Below are 14,115 nucleotides of genomic sequence, written 5' to 3'. Positions count from 1 at the left end.
CAAAGGCCGGAGCAGATCCGGCCTTTTTATTGTCTTTGTTGCGAGCGGCTTAGAACTCGTAACGAATACCCAGTTGGTAGAAGTCTTCGTCGGCATCACCGCCGAAACCGCCTGAAACACCATTTGTACCGTCACGGAATACATAGCTGGTGAACAGAGAAGAACGGCTGGTCAGGTGATACTGAGCTTCCAGCGTAGTGTCTTTCAGCTCCAACTCGTCACCGTCTGTGTTTTCCAGGTTGCGGTAACCAGCACGCAATGTCCAGTCGGTGTTCAGATCATAGATGGCAACCACTTCCCACACTTCATCTTTACTCTTGCTTGGGCCGCCGGCATCAACTTCGTCTTCAGAGTACTCTGCACCTAAAGTGAATGCATTGATGCTGTAGGTGGCACCCACACCCCAGAAGTTATACTCATTACCGTCTTTGTCTTCGCTGTACTGATACGCCAGCACAGGCGCCAGGCGTCCGCCCTGTCCCAGATCCAGCGTATAGCGCAGCGCGGCGTTCATACCGTTATCCAGTGAATTACCGAACGCGTTTTTATCATTGTTACCAAAAATATAGCCAAGAGAGAAATCTAAGCCATTGATACTGTTTTGGTATTGCAGCGTCGCATCCTGACGGAAAACCTGGACAGCGGTACCATCGACCACCTCTGCCTGACGGGCTGCGGCGATATCAGACAAAGCAAACACATCAACGATGTCGGTAAACATGATAAGACCAGAAGCCACACGGCCACCCGTCACTTTACCCATTTCTTTACCGTCGATACCGGCCCAGACATAACGAGGGGACAGGCTGTCATCACCAGAGTTTTCGGCTTCTGCCGCATTAACCTGGTATTCAGCCCAGCCAATCACAGAAAACTGATCATTGATTGGCTGAGAACCACCCAGGCCAAGACGCGCATCAAATTCACCGTTGGTGTCGCCATCATCGGTTGCTTTGTCTGTAATGTTGTAGCCAAGACGGCCGTAAAGATTCACTTCACTACCATCTTCGCCTTGATAGATATTCGCCGCGTAGCTTGCGCCACTGGCAAACACGCTGGAGATAATTGCCGCTGCTAGTGTTTTTTTCATTTTGGTTTCCTTGAGTATGTGTTCTGAGTGACCACAACGCTGATGGCACTCATAAACGCAAAAAGCAGGTAAGTTACTCAGCCAGAAACAGGGAAAAGACAGCCAAATCCTGTTACTGGCGTCAAAAAAATTTCATAATCCAAGCATAGAGCAGAGGTTCACTTTACGCGCAACCAGAGTATCCTTTTTCCCTGAATAAGCCCTTAATAAAACTGGGTATATGGGTTATTGATTAAATAAGATATTTTTCTGTGAAAAAGATCATCTTTTGTCTCAGACTATTGGGCTTATTACTCAGGCCGCCGGATCTTTCCCTGCGCTTCTATGCCATACCCAAACAGGTTACAATCCTTTGTTTTCAGCGTTGGTGCTTTCTTATGTCCTATCAATGTCCCTTATGCCATCAGCCTCTTCATCATCAGCAACATCAATGGCGTTGCCAAAATAATCATCAGTTTGATCAGGCTAAGGAAGGATATGTCAACTTAATGCCTGTTCATCATAAAAGCTCAAAAAATCCCGGTGATAACAAAGAGATGATGCAGGCAAGAAGACAGTTTCTTGAGGCAAATCACTACCGGTTAATGAGAGAAAACATTGTTAAACTTCTGACTGTGCATCTGCCGGAGAACAGCAAGAAAATGCTGGATATCGGGTGTGGTGAAGGCTATTACACCTCCTCCTTTACAGCTCTGAGCGCCAGCCACCCGAGCCTGGAAGTGCACGGCCTGGACATTTCCAAAGTGGCCGTACGTTATGCCGCCAAACGCTATCCGGATTGCCACTTCTGCGTGGCATCCAGTCACAGACTGCCGTTCGCCGATCAGAGTCTGGATGCCATGGTGCGCATTTATGCGCCATGCAAGGCGGAAGAAATTGTCCGCACGCTGAAACCCGGTGCGATTTTATTAACAGTGACACCCGCTCCGCGGCACTTGTATCAATTGAAAGCACTCATTTATGACGACGTCAGGCTGCATGATACTCAGCCTGAAGTTCTGCCGGGTATGTCCTTGGTGCAGGAAGAACAGCTGCATTACACCATGAGCTTAAATGGCAGTGAAGCAACGTCACTGATGCAGATGACACCGTTTGCGTGGAAAACCAGTGACGCTGTCTGGCAGCACCTGGCGCAGCAGCACGCATTCAGCTGCGAGGCAGATTTCACCCTGCGCGTTTACCAAAAATCCGCAACAGTGGATGATTCCGAACAGGATAATTGCAACTAATTCTCATTTCTATTGAGTCTGCCGTCAGTCTTCAATATCATACGGCCCATGACATAACCCCCTGAGGCTATCATACTGATTCTTAATATAAGCTCGGTAAGTATGCTTCAGACAAAGGATGGTATACATGAAGACTGGCTACGCGATGCTATTAGCCGCCCTGCTGAGTGGCTGTGCCACACAGCCAACATCCAGCACGACAACGGCTGCGACTCCTCCAACTCTGTACGATTACACCATTCGATCTCCTTCCGGGGCCGAACTGACAGAACAAGCCCTGGCGAATGCGCTGTCCGATGCGGATATCGTACTGGTGGGTGAATGGCACAGCCATCCGGGCACTCACCTGCTGCAAGCCCGGCTGCTGGCAGCACTGTATGCCAATAGCCCCAGACTGGCTTTGTCCATGGAGCAGTTTACCCGCGACAAACAGCAGGTCGTTGACCAGTTCCTTCACGGCGAAATCGGTGAGCAGGTACTGATCAAGCAGGGCAATGCCTGGCCGAATTATGAATCCGATTACCGTCCCCTTGTCGACTTTGCTCGCCAGCATCAGCTTGATGTGATCGCCGCCAATGCGCCGAAATCCATCGTCCGCTGTGTCGGCCGTTACGGGGCTGAATACCTGAATCGACTTCCAGTTACTGAGCGTAAGTGGGTGGCCCAGTCACTTACACTGAGAAATGACAAATACAAAGAAAAATTCACTGAGTCTATGCATCATGGTGATCCTGCCCAGTCTGAACGACAATTTGCTGCTCAGACCAGTTGGGACGACACCATGGCTGAAAGCATGGTCAACTACCTGCAAGCCCACCCAGACCACCAGATAATGCACGTCGCCGGGCGCTTTCACACCGCAGAAGGATTAGGGACAGCTTCCCGTATTTTGTCGCGCAATCCGGCATTGAAAGTGGTGATGGTCACCCCGGTAACCGCCGACAACCCTATCGCTGCAGATGCACCGGATTTTCAGGTTGAAGTCATGCCTCTGCCGCCCCGTTATATTCAGGAAGCCAATATGAAAGCGGCTTTTGCCCATATCGGCAAGCGCAACAATACACTTCAATGTATTGCTGAATAACACCTTTTTCCTGTCATGGCAGTCTGTACAGACTGCCTTCCTCGAACTTCCCCTTGCTTTGCTCAGAGTCTCACCACACCAGAGAATTGTTCATAATTCATCCAGCCGTGCAGCCGAATTCGCTCCTGCTGAGTCATAGCTCATCATGCTCACAAAAATACCAATAAAAAACATGACTCTGATTTTCACTGACATTGTATATTTTTCAACCTGAAAATCATCTAAAACACAATATAATAGACCATGTATAGAGTATTTAGCAGTTACTTAGCCCCGCTCAATGTTACAGTGTTGTTAATTTTTGGATGTTCTTTCTTTTCTCATTGCGCTAAAACATTATGCCAATGATGGGTGTTTCTGATGGCACAGCTCGCCGGCCCATCTTTGTCATCACACCAGTACAAGGATTGCATACTATGAAGGGAAACAAATTGCTTTCGGCAGCCTGCATCGCTGCGGCGTTAGCCCTAACGACGACACCAACCTTAGCCGAAATGGCCAAAGTGGCTGTGTCTCAGATCGTTGAACACCCGGCGCTGGACGCCACTCGTCTGGGCCTGCTTGATGGCCTGAAAGCGAAAGGCTACGAAGAAGGCAAGAATCTGGAATTCTCCTATCAGACCGCTCAGGGTAACCCTGCGATTGCGGTGCAAATCGCCAAACAGTTTGTCGGGGAGCAACCGGATGTCCTGGTGGGTATTGCAACACCAACAGCACAGGCACTGGCTGCAGCCACCCGTTCTATTCCCGTCGTTTTTACTGCAGTCACCGATCCTGTTGGCGCTAAACTGGTGCGTAATATTGATCAACCCGAGCGCAACGTCACCGGTCTGTCTGATTTATCCCCTGTCGCACAACACGTCGCACTGGTGAAAGAAATTCTGCCAGATGCCAAACGCATTGGTGTCGTTTACAACCCGGGCGAAGCCAATGCCGTCGCACTGGTTGATTTACTGCGCAAAGCCGCCAAAGAACAAGGCATGGAAGTGGTAGAAGGAACAGCCCTGAAAAGTGCTGATGTGCAGTCAGCAGCGCAAATCGTTGCCTCAAAAGCTGACGCGCTCTACGCACCAACAGATAACACTGTGGCCAGTGCCGTTGAAGGCTTAGTCAATGCCGGCAATCAGGCAGGCATTCCAGTTATCGGCGCCTCTACTACCTACATTGAAAGTGGTGCACTGGCGGCGCTGGGCTTCGACTATTATCAGGTGGGTGTTCAGACCGCAGACTATGTGGATGCGCTGCTCAAAGGCAAGAAAGTCTCTGAACTGCCGGTAAAAGTTGCTGTGGGTTCAGATCTGGCTCTGAACCAGAAAGCTGCCACCAAACTGAACATTACCTTCCCTCAGGCTCTGGTTGACCGCGCGACCTCTATCGCCAAGTAACCTTACCTCTCTATCGGGCACCGGCGTTCCAGCCGGTGCCAGCAAGGAATAAGGAGTTGTATATGTCTTTCTTTGCTTTGATCGGTACCTTAGAAATCGGCTTGGTTTACGGCTTGGTTGCTCTGGGGGTTTACCTGACATTTCGGGTACTGGACTTTCCTGATCTGTCTGTCGACGGCAGTTTTCCAATGGGCGCAGCCGTTGCGGCAACAGCCATAGTGGCTGGTGTGAATCCGTGGATGGCAACAATGCTGGCAATTCTGGCCGGCGGTATGTGTGGCCTGGTAACAGCCTTTCTGGCAGTACGTTGCGGTATCTTGCACTTACTGGCCAGTATTCTGACCATGATTGCTGCTTTCTCTATCAATATCCGCATTATGGGTCGACCAAATCTGGCCCTGCTGGGTGACGATACTATCCTGACCCCATTCGAAAACTTTGCCTTCGAAAGCGGCCTGGATGCGGGACTGGTACGCCTGGCTGTCGTGCTGGCTCTGGTCATATTCAGCGGCTGGTTCGTTACCCGGTTGCTGGCCAGTGACTTCGGCCTCGGACTGCGCGCTACCGGCGTAAACAGCCGTATGGTGAGCGCACAAGGCGGCAGTACGGCGCTGTATACCTATTTTGGCCTGGCGCTGTCGAATGCCTTTGTCGGCTTCTCCGGCGCTCTGTTCGCGCAAACCAATAACTTTGCCGATGTCACCTCGGGTGTGGGTACGATTGTGGTGGGTCTGGCAGCGGTTATTCTGGGTCAGACACTGATTCCGGGCCGCAAGATCTGGGTGGCCGTTATCGCTGTGATTCTAGGCTCAGTGCTCTACCGGCTGGCCGTTGCGTTTGCCCTGAGCAGTGGCATGTTTGGCCTGCAGGCTTCGGATCTGAATCTGATCACTGCAGTACTGGTCGCCCTTGCTCTGATTGCGCCTAAGATGAAACGCAATTTTCAGCGAAAAAAGAAGCAAACCGTCGCAGCAAAGAAGCTCGCGTAAGCCGGAAAAGAAGGTAGTAACACTATGATTGAACTCAGTAATATCCGCGTTACCTTCAATGAAGGCACCATTCTGGAAAATCAGGCCCTGCGCGGGGTTAACCTGACAGTGCCGGAACGCCAGTTTGTCACTGTTATCGGCTCAAACGGTGCCGGTAAATCGACCCTGCTCGGTGCTGTCAGCGGTGAAACGCCTATGTCAGACGGCAAGGTGGTCATTAATGGTGTCGACGTGACCAGCAAAGCCGTGCACGAGCGGGCGCAATATGCTGCCCGGGTGTTTCAGGATCCACTGGCTGGCACCTGTGCTTCACTCACGATTGAAGAGAACATGGCGCTAGCTGTCCAGCGTGGCAGCCGCCGTACCTGGAAACTGGCATTATCTTCCCAGCGCCGTAAGCTGTTTCAGGAACGCATCAGCATTCTGGGGCTGGGACTGGAAGATAGGCTGAGCGACAGCATTGGCTTGCTGTCCGGCGGCCAGCGTCAGGCTGTCAGTCTGGTCATGGCCACACTGGCAGACAGTAAACTCTTGCTGCTGGACGAGCATACCGCCGCGCTCGATCCGCGTATGGCCGCTTTCGTGCTGGAGCTGACCAAACGGGTAGTCGAAGAATTCGACCTGACCGTCCTGATGGTCACCCACTCAATGAAAGATGCGCTGGCATACGGCGATCGTACCGTGATGCTGCACCAGGGCAATATAGTGCTGGATGTGGCAGGACAGGAACGCGCTGATATGGACGTGAAGCACTTGCTCGACATGTTCAGTAAAGTGCGTGGCGAAGAGCTGGCCGATGACAGTCTGCTGCTGGGCTGATCCCGATACCCAGTTTTCGATAAGACCTTCAAAAGGCGGCTCATCCCGCCTTTTTTATTGCTCTCTTGTTTATTGCTCTGACCCTGCTTTTTGTAATACCGCCCCTTCATAGCCTCCGAGCTCAATGTAATTCATCGGCTCGCTGGTGGTACCGTCGTAAAAGATCCGGATATAGGTACCCGGCAGGGAGATGCGCATCGGTTTCGCTTCCAGAAAGCGACTCTGACCCGCTTGCTGAACCGCCCGGTAAAGCACCAGCCCATGCTCATAGCGACGGGCAATCACCCCCTCTGAGGGCTGTTTGCCAAACCAGCCAGTGCGGTACAGCCAGAACCAGTGAACAGGCGCGACCTTGTAGCTGCCCAGCACAGAATCGCGACTGTCACCACTGAGCGGCTCAGCCTGCCACCAGACAGGCTTATAACCTTTAGGTGCGGATACCGGCTCGCCGAGATCCACCCTGAGCATGGCAGTCGGCTGATAGACCCAGTTTTTAGGCAGCCCTGGCCGGTACCAGTCCCGCATACTGGTATTGGTACTGTCAACGCTCAGGCTGCCGCTCCAGTTGTGATAGTAAGTCTGGCCCGGCAAATTAAACAGGTAATAGAGTGCAAGCCCGGTTTCGACATCCTGATGCCAGGCCCTTTCATCTCCCGGATGGAGATAGCTGTGGCCATCACGCATCGACACCATCAGCACACTGTTGGCTCCTTCGCTACTCAGCGCAAAATGTTGCCAGCTTTGCTGAATACGGGCCAGCCCCATTGCCGGTGTTAGAAAGCGAGGGCGAACCCAAAAATCAACCTGCGAGCGCAATGGCGCGGAAACCGTCTCATCAGGCCATAACGCCAGTCCGGAAGTTGAAACGCCAAGAAGAGCAGGATCGAGCTGTTGCTTTAACTGACCTAAAAACTCAACCAATTGTGCCAAATACCGCTCTTCTGCTTCCGTGGTGCCGGCCTGTAATGACAATTCCAGGATCTGACCACCGCTCACTACCGGCAGAATATCAGGCCCGAGCAAAGGCCTCAGACGAGGGGTATAACCGCCATCTGCTGCCATCTGCCGCCAGTGATAGCGATACCAGTTGATCAGTTGGGTTCGAACGGCAGAATCAGAGAGGTTAGTCCGAAAGGTGCAGATGCCGCCTTGCAGCTGGCCGGTCAGCAATACCCGGGCCTGATACGCAAACCGAGCGCTGGCCAAGGGGTTCAGCCGCTGCTGATATTCCGCGTCGCTCAGTTGTCCGTTACTGTCTGTGTCGTTCACCGGATCCCAGCCCGGAATGGTCAGGGTATCCGCGGTCCTGCTCAGCCAGGGTTTGGTTTCCAGCAGGCGGTCTAATTGCAGGTTTGTAGCGCTGAGTGACAGCCGGGTATCTTGCGCAAAATGCAGGAATGCACTTTCCGGATCCCGGCCATTTGCGCCGGCCTGCTGCGCCAGCCAGCGCTGTTGCTCATCGGGTTCACAAGACAGGTTTTGAGCGTGAAAAGGTAGCAGTACTGTACCAGCTTCATTCAGCGCGGCCGATTGCCAGTTACCCAGCACCAAATCGGCATGGCGGAACTCCCAGCGCGTCACCGCTTCGGCAGAATCAAACCGTGAGGTAGACAGCGGCTCTTCCCACCCTCCCGGTGTCAGCCAGGCACTGCCTGTCGACGGATACACCTGCGCCCGGGCAACACCGGCCAGCAACAGTAGAACGACAAGGATCAGATTCACTCTCTGCATCTTATTCTCCCAGGATCCTCTCCCCGGTTCAGCTTAAGGATAGTGTGAATCGTGCTGTGAAGTTGGGTTAAAAATTGGACAAAAAAAACCGTGCAGCTTGCACGGTTTGAGGGTTTTACCTGCTGTGATTCGCGGCTACCAGCCCATCCAGTGGCCCACGCCCCACAGGGTGATCATAGCCATAAAACCAGCGAGGATGTCATCTATCATGATACCCAGCCCGCCGTGGACATTTTTATCCAGCCAGCTGATCGGCCAGGGTTTTACCATGTCGAAAAAGCGAAATAAGATAAAACCGCTGACGACCCAGGGCAGACTCATAGGCGGGGCAACAGCCATGGTGATCCAGAAGCCGACAAACTCATCCCACACTATGCTGCCGTGGTCATGCACGCCCATATCCTGGGCGGTATTACGACAAATCAGCACCCCAATCACTGCCGCTGCCAGCGTAATGCCGATATAAGCTGCATAAGGTAACTGAGCCAGCAAGTAATAGAGCGGGACAGATGCCAGTGTACCGACAGTTCCCGGAATCACAGGAGACAAACCGCTGCCAAATCCCGTGGCCAGAAAATGCCAGGGATTACTTAATTTGATATAAAGTTTGGGATCTCGCACTACTTACCCCGAAAAATGATCGTATCCACGCAGCTGCCAGTCCAATTGCAGCCCGTTTCGCTCAAGTACAACATTGCTGCCGGGCCGGATCTGGCCAATACAGGTTGCTTTCACCCCGGCATGAGACAGAGCAACATCCAAGGTACCACGGTTATGGGCTGGCACGGTGAAGCACAGCTCGTACTCCTCGCCGCTTGTCAGCGCCATCTTGATGGCCGCATCCCTGTCTCCGCCACAAAATGCCACCAGCTCGGGTGACAATGGCAGGCTGTCTGCATCAATCACCGCCCCCACCTGAGAGCGGTTAAGGATATGGCCCAGATCAGCAATCAGACCATCGGATATATCCAGTGCCGAAGAGGCAATGCCCCGTAATGCCTGACCGGCCAGCACCCGCGGCTGAGGTTGATAGTGGCGATTAAGAAGATGTTCAGCTAATGCAGCATCAATATGCTTTGCCTGCTCCAGCAACACCGCCAGCCCTGCCGCACTGTCGCCAAGACAGCCAGTGACATAAATCCAGTCCCCGGAACCTGCCCCGTGCCGCGTCAGCGCTTGCCCGTGAGGCACAAATCCCTGAATGGTCAGTGTCAGGCTCAGCGGGCCTTTGGTGGTATCCCCGCCAATCAGCTGTACCTGATAGTAATCGGCCATCTCAAAAAAGCCATCACAGAACCGGGCTAACCAGGCTTCGTCGGCTTCCGGCAGGGTCAGCGCCAGAGATACCCAGGCAGGCGTGGCACCCATGGCCGCTAAATCACTTAAGTTCGCAGCCAGGGCTTTTTTAGCCAGCAGCGCGGGATCCATACCGGGCAGGAAATGGTTACCGCAAACCAGTGAGTCCGTGCTGACCGCAAGGTGGCTACCTGCAGGTGCCTCAAGCAAGGCGCAGTCGTCACCGATGGCCAGCACCACATCCCGGCGCTGGACCGGCTGGCGGGCAAAATAACGGGCTATCAAATCAAATTCATTACTAGCCATAAGAGGTCAAGTCGGTTGCTGAAACTCAGAAAAAAGGCCAGCAGAGCTGGCCTCAGTTCGCATCGAAGCGATTATGCTTTTTTACGTAAAACCGGGGCCAGCTTATCCAGCACACCGTTTACGAATTTATGGCTGTCTTCGGCACCGAAGATTTTCGCCAGCTCAATCGCTTCATTAATCACAACTTTGTACGGTACGTCTTCACGCTTCATGATTTCGTACAAGGCCAGACGCAGTAGCGCCAGTTCCATCTGGTCCAGATCCTGCAAAGGACGTGACAGATAGGGACGCATCTTGCTGTCCAGTTCCTGATAGTTCAGCACCACTCCGGTGAACAAGTCACGGAAGTACTCAACATCAGTGTGCGGTGCTGCCAGTACAGGAGCATCAGCCCGATGAGCTTCTTCTTCAAACTGTTCGCCAGACAGAAAATGCAGCTCGATATCGGCAGCATTTTCTTTGGTGATTTGCCAGGAATAAATGGCCTGGACGGCAAAGTGTCGTGCGTTACGACGTGCGGCTGGTTTCACTCTAACCCCCATTAGGATTCAATTTGGGACAGGACATTTACCATCTCAAGCGCGCTGAGTGCAGCCTCTGCCCCTTTATTACCAGCCTTGGTACCGGCACGCTCGATGGCTTGTTCAATTGTGTCTACAGTCAGAACACCAAATGAAACCGGAGTGTTGTACTCCAGAGCCACCTGAGCCAGACCTTTATTACATTCACCGGCAACATACTCGAAATGCGGAGTACCGCCGCGGATCACAGAACCCAGTGCCACGATAGCATCGTAGCGATCGCTTTTAGCAACTTGCTGGGCGACCAGAGGCAGCTCATAAGCACCAGGACAACGAACAACGGTAATGTTGTCGTCGCTTACCTGTCCCTGACGTTTGAGTGCGTCCAGCGCACCCGCCAGCAGGCTGTCATTGATGAAACTGTTGAAGCGACTGATAACAATAGCAATTTTTGCGTTGGGTGCCGCAATGGCGCCTTCGATTACCTTCATGGGCCTTCCTGTGACTATGTCTTTTCTTTCCGGATTGAGAAACCGCGGGAGTCTATCACAATTTATACATGATACCAATTGACTTCACTGTCAAGGCTCTCCCGGCAGCGTTATGCGATCTCTATTCCGGATTAGGGATTAATAAAAACAGTGCGTTAGGGTCAACAGACCTTAATCGCAAATATATTCCACCACTTCCAGTCCGAAACCGGACAGTGAGTGATAGCGCTGATTGCTGGACGACAGCAGACGCATTTTGCCAACACCTAAATCCGCCAGGATCTGCGAGCCGACACCCACCTGACGTGACGGGTTCTTCGGATTCAGTTTCACACCAGGCTGACCATCGGCCTGGGCTGCCAGATTCTTCACTTTGGTGATAATGCCTTCCTGGGTTTCATGGCGATTGAGAATCACCATCACACCGCCTTCCTCAGCGATACGCTGCATGGCCATCGGCAAAGTCCACTGCGACGCCCCGGAATGCAGGATATCTTTGAAGGTGTCCTGCAGGTGAACGCGAACCAGCGTCGGATTCGATGGGTTTACGTCCCCTTTACGCAAGGCATGGTGAATTTGGTTGTCGATAGTATCGCGATAGGTGATCAGATCGAAATCGCCAAATTCCGTTGGCAGACTGCATTCGGCCACACGCTCAATCGTGGTTTCGTTATTGTTACGGTATTCGATTAAATCGGCGATCGTCCCCAGCTTTAGGCCGTGCTCGGCGGCAAACACTTCCAGATCCGGGCGTCGTGCCATGGTGCCATCCGGGTTGAGGATCTCAACAATCACACTGGATGGCTCAAGACCTGCCAGACGGGCGATGTCACAACCCGCTTCAGTATGGCCTGCGCGGGCAAGCACCCCGCCTTCCTGCGCCATCAGAGGGAAAATATGACCAGGCATGACAATATCGGCAGGAGACGCATTCTGGGCCACCGCAGCCTGCACAGTACGGGCACGATCCGCTGCGGAGATCCCTGTGGTCACGCCGCTGGCAGCTTCTATCGATACGGTGAAATTGGTACTGAACTGTTCCGCGTTATCCTGCACCATCAGTGGCAGTTTCAGCTGCTGACAGCGGGCCTGCGTCAGTGTCAGACAGATCAGGCCGCGACCGTGAGTCGCCATAAAGTTGATCGCTTCAGGGGTAATTTTTTCCGCGGCAATGATCAGATCGCCTTCATTTTCCCTGTCTTCGTCATCCATCAGGATAACCAGCTTACCCTGACGTATATCTTCAATGATGTCCTTCGCGCTACTCAACGCCATGTTGTATTCCCTCTACCCAAATGATTGTCGTAGTACTTAATCTTGCTCAGGCTGCATCATCAGCCCAGAAACCCGCTACGGGCCAGCAGCGCCATACTGAGTTCAGACGATGGCTCAGACTCAGCCGCTTTCTCTCCCAGCATCAAACGCTCCAGGTAACGGGCAATCACGTCCACTTCAAGATTCACTTTACGGCCTGGCTTAAAGTGTTCCATAGTGGTTTCCGATGCCGTGTGAGGCACAATCGTCAATTTGAATTCCGCCCCGCGGACGGCATTCACTGTCAGGCTGATCCCGTCAATCGCCACCGATCCTTTCTCAGCAATGTAGCGGGCCAGGGTATCCGGTGCTTTGATCCAAAACTCAATCGCCCGCCCGGTCTGAGTGCGGGAAATGATCTCCCCGACATTATCAACGTGGCCGGAAACCATATGGCCGCCAAAACGGGTGGTCGGCAACATGGCTTTTTCCAGGTTGACCCGCTGACCCGGGCTGTAATCGGTAAAGGCCGTGCGGTTCAGGGTTTCCAGTGACAGATCGGCGACATAGCCTTTGCCGGTCAGTTTCACCACGGTCAGACACACACCATTGGTCGCTATGCTGTCGCCCAGTTTGACATCCGCTAAATCCAGCTTGCCGCTGTCGACAGTCACGGACACATCTTGTCCGGTTGGCGTGATGGCCGTAATCGTACCTACGGCCTCAATAATACCTGTAAACATTCTAATTTTTCCTTACCCGGCACCTGTCGATGCCATACACAGACGTATTCTGTTACGCAGGGTGAGCTATAGTGCCACGGATCCGAATATCGGCACCAACCATGCGCACATCGCTCAGCGTCACATCCGGTACCTGAGACATAGCCGTGAATTGTGTCAGATCTATCAGGCTGCGACCATGGCTGCCCATGAGTTTGGGTGCCTGATAAAGAATGAATTCGTCCACCAGCCCGGCATTGAGCAGGGCCCCGGCCAGACTCGCACCGGCCTCTACCCAAATATGGTTAATATCTTCCGCTGCCAGCGCTTTCATCAGTGCTGTTAAGTCTAGCTGACCGTCCGGCTGAGCAGGCACCAGTAACTGCCGCACCTGTTCCGGCCATAGTGCTTCATCAGTTTGTGTTCTGGCCAGCAGCACTTTTCCCGGTAACGCGAATAAACGCTGTGACGGCAACAAGCGGTTCTGGCTGTCAGTAATCACCCGTACCGGCTGGCGTACCTCAGATTCCGGATAGTCAGACTGGACGGCTGCCCCTAATTCCTGCCAGCGCACATTCAAGGACGGGTCATCGGCGAGTACCGTTGAGCTGGTTGACAGAATCGCACCCGCCTGGGCGCGAAAACGCTGCACATCAGCACGAGCCTGAGAGCCGGTTATCCACTGGCTGACACCGTTTGCCAGCGCGGTTTTACCATCCAGGCTGGCCGCCAGTTTTAGCTGAACATAAGGCAGGCCGGTTTTCATTCGCTTGATAAAACCGGGATTCAATGACAGTGCATCGGCTTCAAGCAGACCCGTCTCAACGGCAATGCCAGCTTGTTTGAGCATCTCAACACCGCGTCCCGCCACCTTCGGATTAGGGTCAACCATGGCGCAGACAACCCGGGAAACGCCCGCTGCTATCAGGGCTTCGGCACAGGGCGGTGTACGGCCGTAATGGGAACAAGGCTCTAGGGTGACATAGGCCGTCGCCCCTTTGGCCTGCTCGCCAGCGGCACGTAATGCAAACACTTCGGCGTGCGGCTGGCCCGCGCGGTAATGATAACCTTCGCCAATAATGTCGTTATCTTTGGCGATGACGCAGCCCACATTCGGATTCGGGGCGGTCGTGAAACGGCCACGCCGGGCAAGGCTAACGGCTCGGCGCATCATGGCGTGATCAGTAGGCGTAAACAT

Annotated in this window: 14 protein-coding genes; 5 read left to right on the top strand and 9 right to left on the bottom strand. The window is 53.2% G+C overall.

Translation table 11 applies throughout. From position 1 onward, the window contains the following. Positions 1–49: 49 nt before the first annotated feature. The gene (locus IFO68_RS16995) at positions 50–1,090 is read right to left on the bottom strand and encodes a porin (RefSeq protein WP_192017019.1); all 1,041 of its coding nucleotides are present in this window, start codon (positions 1,088–1,090) and stop codon (positions 50–52) included. Positions 1,091–1,467: 377 nt separating this feature from the next. Between IFO68_RS16995 and rlmA the strand changes: the two genes are divergently transcribed. The 5 genes from rlmA (at position 1,468) to IFO68_RS16970 (ending at position 6,596) form a co-directional block, all read left to right on the top strand. Continuing rightward, positions 1,468–2,319: a 23S rRNA (guanine(745)-N(1))-methyltransferase gene (gene rlmA, locus IFO68_RS16990; protein ID WP_192017018.1), complete on the top strand. Its 852-nt coding sequence runs from the start codon at positions 1,468–1,470 to the stop codon at positions 2,317–2,319. Positions 2,320–2,446: 127 nt separating this feature from the next. Then, complete coding sequence (locus tag IFO68_RS16985) at positions 2,447–3,403, top strand: ChaN family lipoprotein (RefSeq protein ID WP_192017017.1); 957 nt, start codon at positions 2,447–2,449, stop codon at positions 3,401–3,403. Positions 3,404–3,819: 416 nt separating this feature from the next. Further along, on the top strand, positions 3,820–4,788 hold the full coding sequence (locus IFO68_RS16980) for an ABC transporter substrate-binding protein (protein WP_192017016.1): 969 nt from the start codon (positions 3,820–3,822) through the stop codon (positions 4,786–4,788). 62 nt (positions 4,789–4,850) lie between these two features. Next, positions 4,851–5,777 (top strand): ABC transporter permease, encoded by a 927-nt coding sequence (locus tag IFO68_RS16975; protein ID WP_192017015.1) that lies wholly within the window; start codon positions 4,851–4,853, stop codon positions 5,775–5,777. 24 nt (positions 5,778–5,801) lie between these two features. Further along, positions 5,802–6,596: an ABC transporter ATP-binding protein gene (locus IFO68_RS16970; RefSeq protein WP_192017014.1), complete on the top strand. Its 795-nt coding sequence runs from the start codon at positions 5,802–5,804 to the stop codon at positions 6,594–6,596. A gap of 69 nt (positions 6,597–6,665) precedes the next feature. Here IFO68_RS16970 and IFO68_RS16965 read toward each other — a convergent pair whose 3' ends face one another. The 8 genes from IFO68_RS16965 to ribD all read right to left on the bottom strand — a co-directional run bounded on the left by IFO68_RS16965 (position 6,666) and on the right by ribD (position 14,115). Further along, a complete protein-coding gene (locus IFO68_RS16965) occupies positions 6,666–8,327 on the bottom strand; it encodes a hypothetical protein (RefSeq protein WP_192017013.1) in 1,662 nt (553 codons plus the stop codon). Between the two features lie 135 nt (positions 8,328–8,462). Then, positions 8,463–8,948, bottom strand: a complete 486-nt coding sequence (gene pgpA, locus IFO68_RS16960) for a phosphatidylglycerophosphatase A (protein WP_192017012.1) — start codon at positions 8,946–8,948, stop codon at positions 8,463–8,465. Between the two features lie 3 nt (positions 8,949–8,951). Next, positions 8,952–9,929 carry a thiamine-phosphate kinase gene (gene thiL / locus IFO68_RS16955; RefSeq protein ID WP_192017011.1) on the bottom strand — a complete coding sequence of 326 codons (978 nt, stop codon included), beginning with the start codon at positions 9,927–9,929 and terminating at the stop codon, positions 8,952–8,954. 71 nt (positions 9,930–10,000) lie between these two features. Next, positions 10,001–10,471 carry a transcription antitermination factor NusB gene (gene nusB / locus IFO68_RS16950; RefSeq protein ID WP_192017010.1) on the bottom strand — a complete coding sequence of 157 codons (471 nt, stop codon included), beginning with the start codon at positions 10,469–10,471 and terminating at the stop codon, positions 10,001–10,003. Next, positions 10,471–10,941 (bottom strand): 6,7-dimethyl-8-ribityllumazine synthase, encoded by a 471-nt coding sequence (ribH, locus tag IFO68_RS16945; RefSeq protein WP_027252929.1) that lies wholly within the window; start codon positions 10,939–10,941, stop codon positions 10,471–10,473. The genes nusB and ribH overlap by 1 nt, the downstream gene beginning before the upstream one ends. Before the next feature lie 171 nt (positions 10,942–11,112). Continuing rightward, on the bottom strand, positions 11,113–12,216 hold the full coding sequence (gene ribBA, locus IFO68_RS16940; protein ID WP_192017009.1) for a bifunctional 3,4-dihydroxy-2-butanone-4-phosphate synthase/GTP cyclohydrolase II: 1,104 nt from the start codon (positions 12,214–12,216) through the stop codon (positions 11,113–11,115). Between the two features lie 59 nt (positions 12,217–12,275). After that, complete coding sequence (locus tag IFO68_RS16935) at positions 12,276–12,938, bottom strand: riboflavin synthase (RefSeq protein ID WP_192017008.1); 663 nt, start codon at positions 12,936–12,938, stop codon at positions 12,276–12,278. Between the two features lie 52 nt (positions 12,939–12,990). Beyond that, positions 12,991–14,115 (bottom strand): bifunctional diaminohydroxyphosphoribosylaminopyrimidine deaminase/5-amino-6-(5-phosphoribosylamino)uracil reductase RibD, encoded by a 1,125-nt coding sequence (gene ribD, locus IFO68_RS16930; protein WP_192017007.1) that lies wholly within the window; start codon positions 14,113–14,115, stop codon positions 12,991–12,993.

This window comes from Photobacterium arenosum, assembly GCF_014841115.1.
Classification (GTDB): Bacteria; Pseudomonadota; Gammaproteobacteria; order Enterobacterales; family Vibrionaceae; genus Photobacterium; species Photobacterium arenosum.
Note: the sequence above shows the minus strand (reverse complement) of the source record. Positions and strands in the feature narration are given on the sequence as shown.